The sequence below is a fragment of the Brevibacillus sp. BD137 genome, from assembly GCF_041644655.1.
Classification (GTDB): Bacteria; Bacillota; Bacilli; order Brevibacillales; family Brevibacillaceae; genus Brevibacillus; species Brevibacillus brevis_D.
On the sequence record NZ_JAOTNO010000002.1, the window covers coordinates 390,553 to 408,665 of the forward strand.

At 44.1% G+C, this 18,113-nt stretch carries 18 protein-coding genes and 2 pseudogenes; 2 read left to right on the forward strand and 18 right to left on the reverse strand.

Annotated elements, in window-relative coordinates:
• Positions 1 to 40: 40 nt before the first annotated feature.
• From ODZ53_RS05120 to ODZ53_RS05135, 4 genes and pseudogenes are all read right to left on the reverse strand, one after another.
• A complete protein-coding gene (locus ODZ53_RS05120) occupies positions 41 to 682 on the reverse strand; it encodes a hypothetical protein (protein WP_372676186.1) in 642 nt (213 codons plus the stop codon).
• A gap of 349 nt (positions 683 to 1,031) precedes the next feature.
• Positions 1,032 to 1,487, reverse strand: coding sequence for a DUF2628 domain-containing protein (locus tag ODZ53_RS05125; RefSeq protein ID WP_372676187.1), 456 nt, complete (start codon positions 1,485 to 1,487; stop codon positions 1,032 to 1,034).
• Positions 1,488 to 1,524: 37 nt separating this feature from the next.
• Entirely contained in the window at positions 1,525 to 1,809 is a 285-nt protein-coding gene (locus ODZ53_RS05130) for a hypothetical protein (RefSeq protein WP_199929405.1), read from the reverse strand.
• Between the two features lie 157 nt (positions 1,810 to 1,966).
• A pseudogene (locus tag ODZ53_RS05135) lies at positions 1,967 to 2,311 on the reverse strand (nucleotidyltransferase); the annotation flags it as partial.
• Positions 2,312 to 2,481: 170 nt separating this feature from the next.
• Between ODZ53_RS05135 and ODZ53_RS05140 the strand changes: the two are divergent.
• Positions 2,482 to 3,243, forward strand: a complete 762-nt coding sequence (locus ODZ53_RS05140) for an SDR family oxidoreductase (protein WP_372676188.1) — start codon at positions 2,482 to 2,484, stop codon at positions 3,241 to 3,243.
• Positions 3,244 to 3,290: 47 nt separating this feature from the next.
• On the opposite strand, the gene ODZ53_RS05145 is transcribed toward ODZ53_RS05140, so the two are convergent.
• The 5 genes from ODZ53_RS05145 to ODZ53_RS05165 all read right to left on the reverse strand — a co-directional run bounded on the left by ODZ53_RS05145 (position 3,291) and on the right by ODZ53_RS05165 (position 7,147).
• Positions 3,291 to 3,656 (reverse strand): MerR family transcriptional regulator, encoded by a 366-nt coding sequence (locus tag ODZ53_RS05145; protein ID WP_372676189.1) that lies wholly within the window; start codon positions 3,654 to 3,656, stop codon positions 3,291 to 3,293.
• 231 nt (positions 3,657 to 3,887) lie between these two features.
• Entirely contained in the window at positions 3,888 to 4,670 is a 783-nt protein-coding gene (locus ODZ53_RS05150) for a CsxC family protein (protein WP_199929403.1), read from the reverse strand.
• A 98-nt stretch (positions 4,671 to 4,768) separates the two neighbouring features.
• Positions 4,769 to 5,629: a hypothetical protein gene (locus ODZ53_RS05155; RefSeq protein WP_372676190.1), complete on the reverse strand. Its 861-nt coding sequence runs from the start codon at positions 5,627 to 5,629 to the stop codon at positions 4,769 to 4,771.
• Positions 5,630 to 5,860: 231 nt separating this feature from the next.
• A complete protein-coding gene (locus tag ODZ53_RS05160; RefSeq protein ID WP_372676191.1) occupies positions 5,861 to 6,520 on the reverse strand; it encodes a helix-turn-helix transcriptional regulator in 660 nt (219 codons plus the stop codon).
• A gap of 12 nt (positions 6,521 to 6,532) precedes the next feature.
• Positions 6,533 to 7,147, reverse strand: a complete 615-nt coding sequence (locus ODZ53_RS05165) for a superoxide dismutase (RefSeq protein ID WP_372676192.1) — start codon at positions 7,145 to 7,147, stop codon at positions 6,533 to 6,535.
• A 224-nt stretch (positions 7,148 to 7,371) separates the two neighbouring features.
• Here ODZ53_RS05165 and ODZ53_RS05170 point away from each other — a divergent pair, with 224 nt between their 5' ends.
• On the forward strand, positions 7,372 to 8,094 hold the full coding sequence (locus tag ODZ53_RS05170) for an EAL domain-containing protein (protein WP_372676193.1): 723 nt from the start codon (positions 7,372 to 7,374) through the stop codon (positions 8,092 to 8,094).
• Positions 8,095 to 8,122: 28 nt separating this feature from the next.
• Here the strand turns inward: ODZ53_RS05170 and ODZ53_RS05175 are convergent, their stop codons facing one another.
• The 9 genes and pseudogenes from ODZ53_RS05175 to ODZ53_RS05215 form a co-directional block, all read right to left on the reverse strand.
• Positions 8,123 to 8,308 carry an alpha/beta-type small acid-soluble spore protein gene (locus tag ODZ53_RS05175; protein WP_372676194.1) on the reverse strand — a complete coding sequence of 62 codons (186 nt, stop codon included), beginning with the start codon at positions 8,306 to 8,308 and terminating at the stop codon, positions 8,123 to 8,125.
• A gap of 65 nt (positions 8,309 to 8,373) precedes the next feature.
• Positions 8,374 to 9,765, reverse strand: coding sequence for a DNA primase (locus ODZ53_RS05180; protein WP_372676195.1), 1,392 nt, complete (start codon positions 9,763 to 9,765; stop codon positions 8,374 to 8,376).
• A 7-nt stretch (positions 9,766 to 9,772) separates the two neighbouring features.
• Entirely contained in the window at positions 9,773 to 10,243 is a 471-nt protein-coding gene (locus tag ODZ53_RS05185) for a MarR family transcriptional regulator (RefSeq protein WP_173606074.1), read from the reverse strand.
• 93 nt (positions 10,244 to 10,336) lie between these two features.
• Positions 10,337 to 10,606 (reverse strand): hypothetical protein, encoded by a 270-nt coding sequence (locus ODZ53_RS05190; RefSeq protein ID WP_372676196.1) that lies wholly within the window; start codon positions 10,604 to 10,606, stop codon positions 10,337 to 10,339.
• Positions 10,607 to 10,721: 115 nt separating this feature from the next.
• Entirely contained in the window at positions 10,722 to 11,180 is a 459-nt protein-coding gene (locus tag ODZ53_RS05195) for a GreA/GreB family elongation factor (RefSeq protein ID WP_372676197.1), read from the reverse strand.
• 250 nt (positions 11,181 to 11,430) lie between these two features.
• Positions 11,431 to 13,614, reverse strand: a complete 2,184-nt coding sequence (locus ODZ53_RS05200) for a M56 family metallopeptidase (RefSeq protein WP_372676198.1) — start codon at positions 13,612 to 13,614, stop codon at positions 11,431 to 11,433.
• Between the two features lie 14 nt (positions 13,615 to 13,628).
• Entirely contained in the window at positions 13,629 to 14,012 is a 384-nt protein-coding gene (locus tag ODZ53_RS05205; RefSeq protein WP_372676199.1) for a BlaI/MecI/CopY family transcriptional regulator, read from the reverse strand.
• Positions 14,013 to 15,197: 1,185 nt separating this feature from the next.
• Positions 15,198 to 16,310: pseudogene (locus ODZ53_RS05210) on the reverse strand (RCC1 domain-containing protein); the annotation flags it as partial.
• A gap of 169 nt (positions 16,311 to 16,479) precedes the next feature.
• The gene (locus tag ODZ53_RS05215; RefSeq protein WP_372676200.1) at positions 16,480 to 18,069 is read right to left on the reverse strand and encodes a catalase; all 1,590 of its coding nucleotides are present in this window, start codon (positions 18,067 to 18,069) and stop codon (positions 16,480 to 16,482) included.
• Between the last annotated feature and the right edge of the window lie 44 nt (positions 18,070 to 18,113).

Below are 18,113 nucleotides of genomic sequence, written 5' to 3' on the forward strand. Positions count from 1 at the left end.
CATCTTCTTTCTATTTTATTTTTGTGAGTCATGGCGTACTTTACGCAACTGTAAAACCGATCGCTTGAAGCTCCTTCATCGCCATTTCCAGATCAACTTCTGGATTCAGCTCCATCATCATTTCTTTGGTGATGGAAGTATTCGTAAATACATAACTAATTACATCAAGTGGGACCTGCACCTCGTAATAGTCCTCTGCCCACTCTACATAGTCTTCTGGATTATCATATATCATCCCAAGCAAAAAATCTGATCCGTCATCCACCCCTTGCGGATTATGTACGTCTCCCGTTTTCCATACGTGATCAGCAGATTCTCGCCAAAGGCAAAATGTAACTTCCTCCTTGGTCAACGCTTCGTCATCGAGTCGATGAAGCAATGCGGGAGGGACTTGCTCATAGATACCAGGCCAAACCTCGTATTCTTCCCTAGCATGTGGACTCATTTCCGATTCATGATCGAATCCTTTTACAATAACGCCCTCGGGGGTGAAGAGGATGTAAAGATCGTCGCCCGATCCGTTGTTCATGCTCGCGAATGTCGTGTTTTCATCCCATTGCGGATCGAACTGATATCGGCGCAGCCATTCCTCTTCACACAATACGATATCCAGTGCGCTCAGGATAAGCAGACGCTGTTTTAATACTTCTGGCTCCAAGAAAGGCCTAGGCCAAATGTTCATGTTAGATTCTCCTTTAATTTCCTATATATTGTAAATAACCCACCTAAATACTCGCCCAGTCTTTTCTAATCCCAATGCAAAAAACACTTTACGGACAGCTTTTCCTTGCCACACTCGGGACAAGCTAACGCCAGACCTTGATCAAGCTCCTCATCGACAGGCTTAGACGGCATTTTCTCTATACATCCGGGACAATCATAGCTGTTCTTATATGTATCGGAATCTGACTCCATATGTAAATAGGTGGCATTTAGCAGGTAATTGCATTTCTCGCAAATATATAAACCTTGAAAGCAGCTTATATGCTTCTCCCATGCTATTTCCCTCCTCTACTGAGGAAACTTTTTCGCTATGCTAAGAATCGATCCAGCAGACTAAAACAAAAGTTTACCAGCACCACCACAAAAACGGCCCGGACACTAGTTCCACCCAGCTTCTTTGTCTCTTCTAGATCAAGCGCTGTATGTTTACTATGAGCTTTTTTAATTGTCTTCACAGCCGAAACATAGTACAAAAAGTTGGCAGTTAATGCGAAAAGCACTCGTTGAATAATCGCGAAGACAATGTATATTTCATTAAAAGTAGCATCATCAAGTCCAACTAAACCCAATAGTAAGCCTACGCATAGATTCACAGAATAAATAATAGTTGCAAACAGATACATCTTTCGGAAGGCAAACCATGCTTCTCCAAAAATCGCAGCTCCCCAATTCCATGAGAACCCTTTTGTACGCCACACATCCAAATAGTACTTATGTTGGTGGACATACGCAGATAAAAAATTTAGCGTTAGTTGAGTATCCAAATATTCCCCTCCAAATCTATCGTGCTTTTCTAGCCGATTATTGTAATCTACCAATCCACATATCTATCAGCTCGTCCTCGAAAATGATCAATTGGACTCCATACTGTGGCTTCTCTACCCAAAATTCTCCAATCTCCATCACGATATCAATTGTCCTCTCATCTGTTTTTGTAAATAAATCGTCTTCATCCGATCTCCATCTTGACCAAAATAGAAAACACCAATTTGCGACTTCTTCATGGGAAAGTGTTCTCGTTCTTGATCGTTCAAGTAAGTAACGAAGACTCTCTTTGTTATGAGGATATTCCTCTGGATTGATCATGCAATACTGTCACTTCCCATTCATGTTCGATTCAGCCCCACAAGGCTTCAATGCCCTTCATTATACCAATAATAACCAACCCATTCGACACCGAACCCGATTTTGTATGATTTATTCCTCTAAGGACAGCAACTCTTGAAGCTAATCCAAAGGAGTAAGCGTCTGGATCTGGGAAAACTCCCGTAGGCTTGAAGCTTTTTATGATTTCGAGTTTAGAGGCGGGCAAGAAATGAAACTCGCCTCGGATCAAATTAGAAAAAATCACGACTTCGGTTCCGTATTCATTGAAAAACATCAAATCGTAAGGAGCGACTTTGGCAACCCTTTGTTTGGATGAAAAAGTCTCGAAAGAAGAATCTTCAATAAAAGTATAAAACTCAACATCTGAGTACTGATCTCCCTCGCCCTTCGTAAAGGAGCCATACATCATGCATGATGTAACTTGTTCATCTTGCTCACAAGCTTCTTGAACGGCTTCGATAATCTGCTTTTGTTTTAACATTCCACACGCTCTTTTTCAAAAATTTTACAATAGTTTTTTCTTTCGGCATACCGCCTACCTAAATTTTTGGAGAAGTGAAAGGATGAAATCTATACCCTTGACCTTCACATTAGCGTGAACGTTTAGACTACATGCAGAAAGATAACTCATCCACTCAAGGAGGAACAAAAATGAACAACAACTATACAGGGAAAAAAGCAGTCGTAACTGGGGGTACACATGGTATGGGCTTGGCTGTGGCAAAAGCTTTGCTTGCAGGCGGCGCCGAGGTCATCGTCTCTGGTCGCAATCCGAAAAATGTGGAAGAAGCAAAACGTGAGCTGGGAGAACGGGCACACGTTGTGGTGTCTGATGTATCGAGTATGAAGGATGTGCAAGCATTCGGAGAGTATGTTGAAAAGCATTTTGGCAAGATCGATTTTCTCCATGTAAATGCAGGCACTTCCATTCTGGAACCGTTTTTGGAAGTCACTGAAGAGACCTACGATCGGATTTTTGAGGTAAATACGAAAGGGGCATTTTTCACCGTTCAGCGATTGGCGCCACTTATTCATGAAGGCGGTTCGATCGTATTTACATCTTCTGTAGCAGATGAAGGCGGCTACCCTGGCATGAGCGTATATAGTGCATCCAAAGCGGCATTGCGTTCCTTGGCCTCTGGATTTGCGGTGGAGTTGCTAGACAAGGGGATTCGTGTCAATGTCGTGAGTCCCGGTTTCATTGATACACCCTCCATGGGAGTTGCCGGTTTCACGGATGAAGAACGCGTTACCTTCCAGGAGCTTGGCGACGAGATTACACCCATGAAACGTCATGGTTCATCAGAAGAAGTGGCGAAAGCGGTGCTTTTCCTCGCTTTTGACGCCACTTTTACGACTGGTGCTAGGCTAACTGTGGATGGTGGCATCGGGCAAAACTTGCATTCCTTGTAAAAAGACGGCCCCGGAGCAGCTGATCGCTTCGGGGCCGTGACTATGTACTAGTTCGTAACCTTTTTTCCACGTGTAATGGATATTTGCCTCTCCAGCGTTTTTTTCCACTCGTGGAGTGCCTCCATCTGTTCGTTCACCTTGCTGAGCTTTTGTTCGTAAATCGCCAGCATTTCCTCGCAATATTCGTAATCGTCGGGAGATGCCACTTCCCCTCGGAACACCATTCTGATTTCATCTGCTGTTAAGCCCAGCTTCAAGTACAGTTGAATCATCTTGACACGGTTAACTGCCGATTCATTGAAATAACGATAATCATTTTCCAGTCGTTCTGCCTGTAGCAATCCCTTTTCTTCATAATGGCGGATTGACCGGGTACTAACATTGGTTAATTGTGATAATTCGCTTATTTTCACGCAGCAAAGGTCCTCCTCGTATGAAAGTGCTATCCCAATTATATGCCAAAAGGCCAGGGTATCCATATCCAGTTTGATTACGAATCGGTTCTTGTATTTTCGTTGATTTTTGAACTACTTTTGACGAAAAGCATCGCTTGCCTAAATAAAATGAGACTACCAGTCAGCAAGTAATAACGCTACCGGAAGTCTCATCTGCCCTGCTTCTATGTTTCTTTTCCTACAGCTGTACTACCATTTTTTCTTAGGTGGACATATCGGTTTGCAAGGTGGCGGAAATGTCGGTTTTGGAGGATGTGTCGGTGGTGGTGTTGGAATAGGAACTTGTTGATCCTGCAAAACTTTTATACCAAGACGCAGTACGATTTTTTCACGGACGGTCGAGAATGTTTTGGTTGTGTCTTTGCACCGCTTATTTTCCAAACCGATGTCTAATTCGGTGAATTCCGTGAATACCAATTCACAATACGGTCTTTCGTTGTAAACTTTTCGGTTACCGAACAAACCTACGTTAATCTTTGCCGCATGCCCTGATTTATTCAAATATTCTCCGTGTGACTCGAAATCTGGTGCCAGTTGCAAAGTCGGTCCTGTAGCCGGAAAGGTCAGATCCGTACAGAAATCGAATGGTATCAGCGCCGTTGTATGTCGCACATCACCGCATACAGCAGTTCCTGTTACTTGATCAACTGTGGTGTACTCGATGTTTTTGCGAATAAAACCACTGACGAACAACTTTGCTGACAACGGGTTGAATGTAGGAACCAGCTCACATTGCTCCAGAATGACACTTTTCAATACCCGAATGATCTCAAGTGCAGGCCTCTCCAAATGGACATTAGCCTCCACACATACGACAACAGCCGTTTCTGCCAACGTTACGGGTACTTTAATCGTTTTAGGAAAAATGGTTTCGGTTGAAGCCATTCCGAACACACGGGCATTATCCACCGTGCAGCTATTTTGCGTAACTTCAGTTTGGCCACATTTACAGCCATCGCCATGTATACCCATTTTTACTCACTCCTTTATCACCAACTTACTCTCTTTATATTATATGGACTAGATTCTAGATGGATTTGGCTGATGCCAAGCGTTATCTGCCCTTTTTTCTAGAAAAGACTGTTTACCTTTTTCGCTATGTATGGAGGCGGAACGGGAACCAGCTGCTTTCGATACCACCATACACGACCGCTAATGGTTGCCAAGCCGCTGAACTCCTTCCATTCTGATTGCGGATGGGTTAGCGGATCTGCCACAACTGTGATTTGCCATTCTCCCGTCTCTACCCATCTATTCGTCGGACAAGCTGGTGCTGTGAGTACATGTGCGCTTGTTCCTACATTTGCTTGCGGTAAGGATGGTCGTAATACTGTCGAGTTAAATGGAAGGCGAATCGTTTCATGCTCTAATTTTCCCGAATGAACAGTGACCCCCAAACCTTTGATTTCCAACTCACCTGACAGCCAGACAATCTTTTTACTATCATCGTGGCGAACGTGCTGGACATCAATCTTACTTTGGCATTCCACCTCTTTCCATTCAAGCTTCCAGGGAACGCGGAAGGAATGGGTCCACTCTACGTCCCAAATTTCTTCTAGGAAAGCAACCTGCATGAACGATTGACCCGTACGTTCCACGTAGACTACTTTTGCTTGAATCAGTTCTTGTTGAGCCTTGTTGTTTTCTTGCGGAAGATCCTTGGCCTCCATAGGGGTGGTGGTGGTAACGGGATGCGGGGAGACTTGTTCGGTAGCTGTTTGATTGACCGGAGGTGGAGGCGCATGCTTTCGTTTGCGCTTAGGTTTTTTGGAGCGAAACACTTTCTGCTTATCCATGGCACCTTCCAGAGGCCGCATCTGTTCCTTCGGTGCGACAAAGAGGAGCGGAAGTGATGCTCTCGACTTTTTCAAGGAGCCTCGATGGTTAAGAATCGGCCTTCTACTCTTAGGATTTTTCTTGTCGATCGGCATGTCCTCACTCCTTTCCCTCAAAATACCCCTCCCTTTATCCATACGTGATCGCCCGTCTGGTTGTATAGACACTTGCCCTTTCGGTAAACAATTCGTCTTCCCATGGCAAACTCAATCCCGAATAACCAGATACAACAGTTGCCCCACCTTGCCAAAATTACGAATCATTAACCGACCATCCCCTTGCTTACAACAAAAAGACATCCGCCTTTGTAACGGATGTCTTGCTCACTACGATTCTTCATTACTGAGCTTTTCTTTTATCAGGTAACGGCATTTCACTTGTCCTTCTGTCATACACGAAGTACGCTCTACATGCGCGTCTACTAGCGACTCAAACAAGGAGAGCTCGCATTGACATGCTTGACGAAAGCGAATGGCTACTTGTAAGAGAGGACAATTTGCTTCTTCAAGCGTGTACAAACCATCCCTGATTTTTTCCAAATGAGGCATGTATCCTTCTTCATTTTGTATGCTCGCCAATGTTTTCACTCGCTGGTCAAAACCTTGTCCTCTCATTACCTCCCGATAGTTTTGTAACATCCCTGCCATCCGCTTCTCAAATAGTTGATCGACAAAAGCTTCCCCATACAAATCCTGAATGCCCGCCACCATCTCTGTAGCCAAATCGCTGTAGTGACGCGGAAATAAATGTTCTGCAGTATTCGTCAGATGATACACATAGGCTGGTCTGCCAGTTCGCTTACGAACGATTCGAGACTCGATATACCGCTCTCTATGCAAAACATCTAAATGCTTACGCACCGCGACTTTCGTTATGCCGAGATGCTTTGACAGTTCCTGGACATCGACCGAACGACGCTTCTTAAGCAACACCAAAATTTCTCGACGTTTTTCCTGTTCTTGAAAATAGACTGCATGTCTGTTCATTATGGACCTGCCTTAGCGGAAGGCTTCGTTATACAAACGATTAACTTCCTCCCAATTGACCACATTCCACCACGACGAGACAAAATCAGGGCGTTTATTTTGGTACTGCAAATAATAAGCATGTTCCCACACATCTACGACCAATATGGGTGTTTTCTTCTCCATAAAAGGAGTATCCTGATTGGGCGTGCTCATCACTTCCAACTTGTCTCCGTTGACTACGAGCCATCCCCATCCTGATCCGAAACGACTGACAGCCGCTTTTGTCAATTCATCCTTCATTTCCTCAAAACTTCCGAAATAGTTGTCGATCCCTTTCGCAATATCCCCTGTTGGTTTCCCGCCGCCAGTCGGACTCATGATCGACCAATACAAGCTGTGACCATAATGCCCGCCTCCATGATTTCGAACTGTCATGCGAATGTCTTCAGGGATATCCTCCAAGTTGCTGATTAATTCTTCGACCGTAGCATTCCTGAACTGCGCGTAGTTTTCTAAGGCCTTGTTTAAGTTGGCTATATACGTAGCATGATGCTTTCCGTGATGAATTTCCATCGTTCTCGCATCCAGGTAAGGTTCCAGCTCATCATAGCGATATGGCAGTTCCGGTAACGTAAAGGCTTTCATTTCCCCTCTCCTCCATTCTTGATTATCGGTTACAAGCCTAGTTTACAAGACAAAAAATATTTTGTACATACACAAATTTGTTTCCCTAATGCAAAAAATAATTACGTGGGAAACTTTCATTGCAAACCAAACCGCTCTGTTGTAAAATATCGAAAACTCATGTTTCCTAAAGGAAACAATTTTTCGTACAGTCAAATTTTTGGTGCAGGAAGGAATATGATTCCATGAACGTCGTATTGGAAAAAGAAGCTCCATATCCCGTTTTTCAGCCCCTCGTGCATTTGACAACAGGACAATTTTTCGGGTATGAAGCACTTCTTCGCTCAGCTACACACCGCACACCAGAAGCTCTTTTTCGAAAGGCTCGTGCGGAAGATTGCTTATTTGAATTGGATACGCTGTCGATGAAAAAAGCAATGGAATCTTACTTTACGAGAGTAACTTTTCACGATCATGTCCCGCTCTTGTTCATCAATGTGTTTCCTTCTACGTTGTTGAACCCGGCCTTCCTATCGTTTATTACCGAGGGCTTGTTTAGATTGTGGAGCCGTCGGATTGTCTTGGAAATCAACGAGGCCAATGAAGAAGACAAGATGTGGGAGATAAGATTGTTGGGGCAAAAAATACGTGAGCTGCGTCAGCATGGATTCCTGATCGCATTAGATGATGTCGGCTCGGGTGCCGCTTCTTTAAAAAAGATCGTGGAGTATGAACCAGATATCGTGAAGCTCGACAGGTATTTTGGCAAGCAATTGTCCTCCATACCGAATAAGCAAAAGCTCGTCTCTCTTTTCATCCAATACTGCCAAGATCATACGCAGCTTGTACTGGAAGGAATCGAGGAGCCGGAGGACTTAGCTGTCGCTTTGGCACTTGGGGTACCTGTTGGTCAAGGATTTTTGCTCGGGCACCCAGAACCACTTCAACCAACACAACAAAGACGATGAAAACTTTCTCATCGTCTCTCGTGTCTGACTATTTTCCTATTTGCTGTTCCGCGTATTGTACTAAACGCTTCGTCATCTCTCCGCCGACAGAGCCATTTTGGCGTGCCGACGTATCTGCGCCCAACTCAACCCCAAATTCAGCAGCGATCTCGTACTTTAATTGATCTAATGCTGCACGAGCTTGTCCATTCACCAAGGAATTCGAACGTGCCATGCTTTTCACCTCTGGTTGTGATTGTTTTTCGTGAATGGTAGTATGTGCAGATTATGGAAGTGTATTCAAACATGCTCCGACTGTAGTCTTTGTTCTTTGGTAACGACACCACTCACCACGTAAACTGGCGCGTCTTCCTCCGAATACACTTTTCTCGCCATGTCCGTTTGCTCCCATTTTTCTAAAAACGTTGCTGCCTCATCCATGGTGATCCTGGCATTATAAGCCAACTCGTAAACAGCTAAAGTACCGCCTTTCTTTGTAGCTACTTGCAGTGCGATTCGCTCGATTCTCTCTAGCTCCCGTTCTTTTGAGAAGGCAAAATAACCGTAGACTCCTCCTATAATGGTACAAGCGAGAATGAAGATAAGGCTGTTCCAATGTACAAGGGCATAGCCGCCTACATAGCTGAAGACAAATGCTAAACAGCTAAACAGCAGAAATTTCGTCCTTTTATCGATCCATGCAGGGATCGGTTCATACTCTTCGTCATAATCGTACACTTTCGACTCATCCGTATAATTCGGAAAGAGATAGAGGATTCCACCATCTTCTTGATACGTAATCGAGCAGTAGTTTCTTTTGTGCCATCTATCGATCATGGGTTCGATCGATTGATAGCTTTCCCGTGTATAATAAGGAATTTCTTTCTGATTGAGTTCCCCTTCATTATCGATGACATATGCCAAAACATTGTGTTCCGAATGTCGTTGATCCTCTTTTCGATGGGAGGATAATAGGTAACGTCCGATTAAAACAAGAAAGATAAGTGCAGTAATTGTAGCATAGAGATACTCACTCAGGTTTTGTAAGATCTGTTCTTCGGAGATCATAACCAATGTGCCGATAACGGTAAGGGATACACCACCAACAATTCTTTTTTTACGTTTACGCTGCGTTCGTTCCAGCTCTTGTGTTTCATCATCGTCGTCATCGTCATAATTGTCGTCATCGTCATCGTAGTCATAATCGTCGTCATCGTCATAATCATTTTGTGTTTCCTGATCATCAGCCTCCTTGTTGTCGTTACTTTCATAAGGCATTTGTCTGTATACGTGATCATCCAACTGATAGACCGCCATCTTGCCAGGTAAGGAGGACGCCCTCAGAATCTTTAGTCGTTCCATCTCTTTTAGAATTTGCTCACACTGCGATAGCGGCAACTGCGATTCCAGAGCAAACGATGCAATAGAGACGACTCCATGATTACGATTGGCGACTTTCATGGCAACAGCTTGCTGTGTTCGTTGCATTTGCTTTTTTGACAGCCTTTTTCCTTCCATGTAAAAGAGCGCGTAACCAATGGAAATGAGACTCATCAAGATTGCTAAGAAGATTGCGTTATCTAAGATTTGATAGATAACCCCAGCGACAAAATAACCAGCAAACAAAGCAAGCATGAGAAGAAAGAAAATAATTTGAGTAAGAAACACCAAGAGATCTAAAAATTTTTTCATTCGCCGCTCATACCTCACCTTCACTAAAGCCCTCGAAATAATAGAGAATGTCACCCTTTTCGGTTACACTTAGGTCAGCGAAACCGTCTTTTTGAAGCTTACTTAAAATATTCTGGGCTTTTTCTATCGTAAGAGTAGATTGGGACGCGATATCCGCAGCTGTCACATAGCCCTGCTGATCACGCGCAAGGGAAAGGATAAGCAGGATATTATCGGACTCAAGGCTTTCATGAAACTTGAGTTTCTTGAGCCATTTTGATTTTGCCCTTTTGTATTTGATTTCAAGTGGGAGTCCAAGGATGAAACCAAGTGCCATGGCATATACCACATAATGTAAGGCTGTCATTTCATAAGGAATGTAGGTTTTATATCTGTCCCCATAAGTGGAGAGCAGAAAAGTTTCCACATAAGGTTGTAGGATCGGCAGCAGCCAGAGAGATAACAACCAAATGCAAATTATCATTCCAAAAACAATCATGAAATCCCTTCTTTTCATTCTATTTTTCAGAAATATCATCCGACTAAATTTTACCTGAATAAATAAAAAAAGACACCAACAAATTACTAGTGTCTAGAGACCCATTTTCCCATGTTTCTCGAACCCAACCCTGGAAGGGAGATTCTTTACATCCTCACTGTCATAAGCATGGATGATGTCCAGTACATACGCTTCCGTCAATCGTATACCTTCAAGAATCATTTCCTTTTCTTCCTCTGATACGCTAAAAAACGGATCACCGCATTTTTCACAAGCCATCACCCACCGCTCCCCCAGCTTTTGCAGGAGATTCATATCCCATTGCACATCTTGCCCACATGTTGGACAGGCCATGATTTGCATTGTCTTTCCCCCTGTACCCTTAGCTTACTTTTCTTGTATTTTACTAAAATGGATAAAAAAAGACACTAACCTCGTGTTAGTGCCTTCTCATGTGATCCTTGGGATGGAGAGGTTCCTAAGGTGACGAGAATCCCCCCATATATGTAAAGCTTATCTCCCGAACCTTCACCTGTTGTCTGCCAACCGGACTTTCCAACACAACAGAATCGTGTGGAGCCGCTAGCAGCAGTTGCCTGCCTATGGGCGATAAGAATGAAATTCTGTTGTTATCCGGGTCAATGTCTGTGGGATACACCACAGTAAATGACTCCTCAAATTGATCTTCTTCAAATAGCACTTTAACGCTGCTGCCTAATAATGTAATTGCTTTAAGCGATTGAAAGAGTGCACTGTCTTCTTTAGCCAAAAGGCTCTCAAGTGTTTGCTTGTAACGATCGACAATCTCATCGATGGCTTGCTTTTCTTTCCCATAATTGCGTACATATTGATCATAAAAGAGTGAATACCGCTCGTCAAAAAAGACTAGCTGGTTGATTAGATGATTTCTGGTGCCATTCAAAATACTAGGGTTCATAGTAGATTTCACCCCCCAGTTGCTTTTCATAAACATGTTTGATGAACGTAATGTTCTTCATCAGATAAACCCTCCTTAAAAAAATAGCCCCCGAAGGGACTCTCATCATTGTATCAATAATTACAAAATGATTCCATCTACTGTTAGAAATGCTTTACATTTGATCCATGGCAATGCTGATGCTGAATACTACTCTTTAGGAAAAAGGAAAGAGTCTGCACGCTTTATGTACAGACTCTAAATGTTCCCGTTACTTTTTCAAATCGATCGCTTTTTCCTTTACCAGAGCTGCTACCATTTGCTGTTGTGCTTCTTCTTCCACTTCTTTGAACGTTACTTTATAGCAGATATCTCCTTTTAACCAAAAATAAGTGAGGTTGTCCTTATCCGTTGCGCTACTCAGTGTATCATCGATTTTATACGGCACTGTGCGGAATACTTCTTGGCCACCGATGTTCAAAGAGGTGACTGGAACTTCAAATTTTACCCCGTCTATTCTCTCAAAAGGGATCTTGTTTGTTTTTCTCATGTTTTCCACAATGGATTTGTCCTTGATTTGGGCAAACAATACGAACGTTTTTGGTTTTTCAGTATTTTCAAACGTGAGATGGATGGTGCGCTTTTGTTTATCCTCTTCGTTTTCAGGATAACTAAAATTGAGCTTCTTGTTAACATATGCATTTGTTGCCTTGTATCCTCCAGGCAGCTCCAACGGAAAGGCTGGTGCAAAGCCGATTACTCCTGAGAAATACTCCACATCTTCTAAATCAAGGATGTTGTAATTCAATAAGTCGTAATTGACGTACCTTTTTCTCAGTTCTTCATTTGGAGTTTGAAACGATTCAATGACTTTTACGATCTCCTCATTTTCTAAGGGGCTATCTACTTCGATTTTGTAATAGAGACCTTCATCACTCCAGAAATAAAGTAAGTCTTGACCAACCGAATCTTTATCATAAGTTGTCTTTCTTTTGATAACTTTTACGGTTTTTCCATTCGCAGATAGGTCTTCTTCTGCTGAGAGTATGGAGATGATACTACCGTCTTCCGTTCTCACTTGTAAAGATTCCTGGGTGCTTTCGACTGTACTCGTTACTAGTTTGAACCTGGTGTCGGGACCTCGGAAATAATGGATCACGCCGTTATCCGAAGGTTCAGATTCCTCGAAGTGATAGATAAGGCTGTTTTGATAGGTAAATTCTGGTGGCAAGTAAGACGGAATTTTGAAAGGAAAACCAGTAAGTTTTTCAGCTTTTTCCAGCCGATTCGTCTCCTTGGCGGGTGTTTCCTCAAACAAGGGGCGCAATTTTTCATCCTGTTTTACTGGCATTCGAAGTGTTGACGGCTCTGCTGCGTTTGTAAGTGTGACTGCACTAATAACGAGCCCGCATGCAATGGCTACAGCAGATAACCTTGCGGAGCCTTTTTTGAACGTGGAAATCATTTGAATTCTCCTTTTCATTTGATTGATATGGTGAGAATGGTGAAAATAGAGCGGATACGACATGGGTCTTTTCTCTGAGATTTGTCTCGCAAATGAAAGGAGTGTCATGCCATAGGGAATCGCTTCTTTTTCCCCCAGAATCTCCAAAACATATTCATCACAGGCAAGTTCCATATCAGCCTTCATTTTTCGAATCCATAGCCAGACAAGCGGATTCATCCAATGGATGACGAGTGCCAGGGAGCCGAGGAAGCTCCACAGCAAATCTTTGCGCTTGTGATGAGCGAGCTCATGTGCAAAAACGTGATACAGCTCGGCATCTGACAACGATTGGTATACATCCCGCGGACAATAAACCCATGGTGATAAGATCCCCGAGATTAGCGGCCCCTTTGCCAGTGTTCCTGTGTATACGGGCATTGGCCTTTTCACACCGAACTTCTCTCTGCACGCATTCATGATGGTCGTTACTCTATCATCTGTCACCCGCATCAAAAAGCGTTCTTTGGTGTGCATGTTATACAGGTAAATGAATAGTCTTGCTAGCAAAATGACTACGCCGATAAGCCATGCAACTGCCATGATTTGGATGTAAGCTGGATGTGAGGATCTTTCAGTTATCCCCTCATCCTTGACAACTTCGGTTTGTATTGGGGTATTCTCATTGTGTTCTGATTCATGTGAGAGATCTGAGATGACGGCAGGCGATTGTATGTTTGTCTGTAGTAGTGGTTCTGCGGAGAAAGAAAGCGGCTGTTCGACGGACATGCTCGTACTCGCCCAGGATATCCAAGTGAAGAGGCTAAATGAACTCTCCGGTAGCACGGGAATCATTAATCGGGCTAAAACGATGAACCATAACAAATGGTGCATACGCCAGCTGATCGCTTTGTGAACCCCTTTTTTCATGGCTACCAACAAAATAGCTACTAGGCTTGCTCCCAACGAGGTGTAGCACATCCACAAAAAAACATTCCCTAGAATATCCATTTATTGGTCCCTCATCACTGCTTTTTCTTTTGTTTTTCCGTCAGTATTTTTTGCAGCTTATCGATTTCTTCGTTAGATAGCTGCACATCTTCGAGAAAATTGGTCATCATCGTGCCTACTGCCCCGTTAAATACTCGTTTCAAAAAGGATTCGCTTTCCGCTCGTTTGCATTCATCTTCCTGGACGAGTGGGAAATATCGGTAGCTGCGGCCCAACTTTTCATAGCTGATTGCCTTCTTTTTAAGCAGCCTGTTCAAAAACGTGCGTACCGTTTGCTCCGTCCATTCGATATCAGCTGGTAAACGCTCAATGATTTGCTCCGCTGTCGCTGGATGATCTCGCCAGATCACCTTCATGATTTCCCACTCGGCCTCCGATATTTTCGGAATGTTGTTCATCCATACATCACCTCTTAGATTTACAAGTGTAAATTCAACTTCTATGAAAATATTACAATTGTAAATCTAAACTGTCAACCATCTTTTTCCACAACTTCTAAAAACGGAAAAATGAAAAGCACAGTAGAAAAAGAATATTCCCACTGTGCCGTTACTTTTCTTCTTTTATTGTCTGACCCTATCTGGGTGAAGCTCACCTTTTCCGTATGGATTATCGCCAATCAATACGATCTTATCAGCTTCAGTGACCAGCACATGATAATGCGAGCCTGGCCCTTCGATCGCATAGTCGTACGAAGAAGAAATCAGTCTAACAGAAGCCGCCACTTTTTGCTTTTGAAGCGGTTCCCATTCGTGTTCGAAGATTTGCCCATCCTTGGTAATCCGCAAACGTCCGCTCATCATAGCAATGCCTTCTTCCGTTTTGGGTTCCAGCTTCACTTTGATAGCTCCAGCGTCCTTTCCTTCACTCTCAGGGTAAACCTGAATTTCCTGAACCTTGCCTGCATCATTGATTGCCCAAACTGATGCGGTATCCTTTGTATAACGGACAAAATATTCAGGCGCAAGCTCACGAATTCCTTCCAAACCAGCTATTGTTGCAAATGAAGTGAACGGTTCATCATTCTTCCGTTCTGCGTACAATACCTGACCATTTTTCGTCACAGCAAAAAACGTATAAAGATTAGCATAAAGCTTGGTCACATCCGCAGCCATTTTTGAATCTATTTGGAGGGTTACCACTTTTTGTGGGCGTAGGTTCGTGATGACATATACCCCTCCGCGTTCGGCAGAATCAAAGCTGAATTCCACAGTCAGGAATTGGTCATCCTCCGTACGCAACAAGAGATGCTCCTCCCCACCAACAAAATCCTTAATGCGAGAAGGCAACGCCAATGTTTGACAGCTGCTAAATTCACTGGTCCACAACTGGATTTGTCCGTTCTCATTCAAGGTAACCGGAGAATCCAGGATGCTATCCATTGTTTTTACTTTCGTAGGTCCTTTTACTTCATATGGCACTCGATCCGCGCCAATACCCCATACAGAACCATCCTTCCGAACGAAGTACGGTCGATCCAGCTCAGTTACTACCTGTTTTACATCACGTAATTCGCCCAATTCCGTCCAAGTGTCAAAGGTAACAGGGATTCGCCCCAGCTGTCCTGTCATATTGCTACCAAATGAATAGACGTTTCCTTTTTTATCGAGAGCAATCACATGGTCGGTGCCCGCTTTTACGTCCGTAATATCAGAAAGACCTACTATTTTAACTGGCTCCTCGAGCTCATTTTCCTGATTCGCACCGAGCATTCCAAGTGTATTATGTCCCCAGCCCCAAACAGTTCCGTCCGCTTTTACGATTAGGTACATTCCTTCTCCGCCAACTGCCATCCGCATGGCACCATCTGCATGAGCAGCACGCACTACTTTTTCATTTTCTTTTGTATTGTAGCTGTACACTTCGCCCTTATCTGTTTGGATCAGGGCGCGATCCGTGTAATCGACGGCTACCTGTTTGACTTTCCCTGGGATATCCATTACCTGTAGATTTTCAGTGTTCAGCTCTCCGGATTTGCCACCAAGATAAAGCAGTTTCCCTCGGTCATCTACTAGAAACAAGGAAAAGGCAGAGCTATACATGTCACGGATATTCGAGAGCTTCGTCACCTTTTCCGCTGCTTTCGCTCCTTTTTCCCATTCCAGTACAGTACCGTCTTCTTTCAGTAAAAAAAGTACGCCTTCATGAAGATCGAGCTGCTGAATGTTCTTGATTTTATCCAAACCGGCCAGTTTTTCTGGTGCTTTCTTCTCATCAACCTGCCATACTTCACCAGCGCTCGTGAGGACATAATCCGTCATGACTTGCTTGGCATCCTTGATCCCGGCTAGCTTGTGCGGTTCATACTTCTTGTCAGATTGAAAGCCCCATTTCCACACTTGCCCATCCTCGGTGAAGGCGTAAGATATGCCTGGCCTCCACCCATAGCCTGCTTCATCAAAAATGACGCCTGTTGCAATGGCAGTAATCCCTTCCAGTACCGGCTTATTCCCCAATGGTTTCCAGGACTTCATCGTTGTGTTCGATAGATCTGCTTTTGCATCATCTTGACTGCAAGCCTGAAGCTTCACCTCGGTATTGCCCGTCGTGCTAACCGTTGCTTCAACCTTTTGGGAAGCTGCCTTCGCAGGGGATGCAGCAACGACGCCCCCTGTCGTCAATAGGGACAGTACCGCGGTATAGCTCAACACTGCTACCCATTTCTCTCTTTGTACCATCACGAGTCTCCTCGCCATCGTCAAATGTAAACAAATGTAAGACGTTGGCAACTCGAATTGCGTTACTGTCGATCGCCGGCTTCGTGATCGCTACTTCTGTAGAATTGAAACCGGATACAAAAATGAGCTTTACCATAGATTCGGCAAAGCTCCGCTGTTTATTCAGTCTTGTTTTTCACTCGGGTCATCAGTACGGCTTGGACGGGCGAGACTTCTGTTCAGCTTCCTTGACAGCCGCTCCAGGATTTGTTGCCCCCATCGGTCCGCCCATCTCTTTGCGATTTCCGCCATTGCCCTGTGCAACTCCAGCTTTCAAACGCTGACCGTACTCTTCGTCACATTGGGAGAAGTAACCAAGCATTTTTTCTTGAATGCGAGGATCACAGGAGAGGAGTGCATCCGTCAGATTGGCAATGAGGTCTTCTCTTTCCCAGTCTTCCAAGAGGCGATATCGTTCTCCCGCCTGTTTGAAATCGTTGGTGCGATCAATTTTTTGACGAACGACCTTCCCTTCCACTTCTGGCTGATGATCAGGAGCTGCTTGCTTCGCTTCCTGCAATCCGCCAATCGTTGATGGCTCATAGTTAATATGCCGCTGGGTCCGATCAACTCGATACAGCATTTGACCGCCTTCCTGATTGGTAGCGACATGCTTTTTGGGAGCGTTGACCGGAAGCTGCAAATAGTTGGCGCCAACCCGATACCGTTGCGTATCGGAGTAGGAAAAGGTCCTTCCTTGCAGTAGCTTGTCATCAGAGAAATCAAGTCCATCCACTAAAACACCTGTCCCAAATGCTACTTGCTCGACTTCAGCAAAATAGTTATCCGGGTTTTTGTTCAATACCATTTTGCCTACCGGAAGAAACGGAAACTGATCTTCAGGCCATATTTTCGTTGGATCAAGCGGATCAAACTCGAGTTCGGGATGATCGTCATCACTCATGATTTGGACGCACATTTCCCACTCCGGATATTCTCCCCGCTCAATCGCTTCATACAAATCCTGCGTGGCATGATTGAAGTTTTTCCCTTGGATCTCTTCCGCCTGTTTTTGTGTCAAATTCTTAATTCCTTGTGCTAACGGCTGCCAATGGTATTTGACCAGGACCGCTTTTCCTTCATGGTTTACCCACTTGTACGTGTTTACGCCAGAGCCTTGCATTTGTCGATAGTTCGCTGGTATTCCCCACGGGGAGAACAAAAACGTAATCATATGCATGGCCTCAGGCGTGTTCGAGATGAAGTCAAAGATCCGTTCCACGTCTTGAATGTTTGTGACAGGATCAGGCTTGAACGCATGGACAAGATCAGGAAACTTCATGGCATCCCGAATGAAAAAAACTTTGAGGTTATTGCCTACCAGATCCCAGTTCCCGTCCTCCGTATAAAACTTCACCGCGAACCCACGTGGATCGCGCAATGTTTCGGGCGAATGTGTCCCATGATTAACCGTAGAAAACCGCACAAACACAGGCGTTTTTTTCCCACGCTCCGAGAACAGCTTTGCCCTCGTGTACGTAGAAATCGACTCATCACCAACGGTTCCATACGCTTCGAAATAGCCATGTGCTCCTGCACCTCGACTATGCACAACACGTTCAGGTGTTTTCTCCCGATCAAAATGCGTAATTTTTTCAAGAAAATCGTAATTCTCCAGAACGGTTGGCCCGCGATTTCCAACTGTCCGCAAGTTCTGGTTGTCTGTAATCGGATGGCCTTGACGATTCGTCAGGATATTATCTTCTGCCTGGTTGATGGACTTGTTCTTTTCATCCATATGAATCCTCCCTGTCCAGTTTTTCTCATGTGTAGTTCATAACC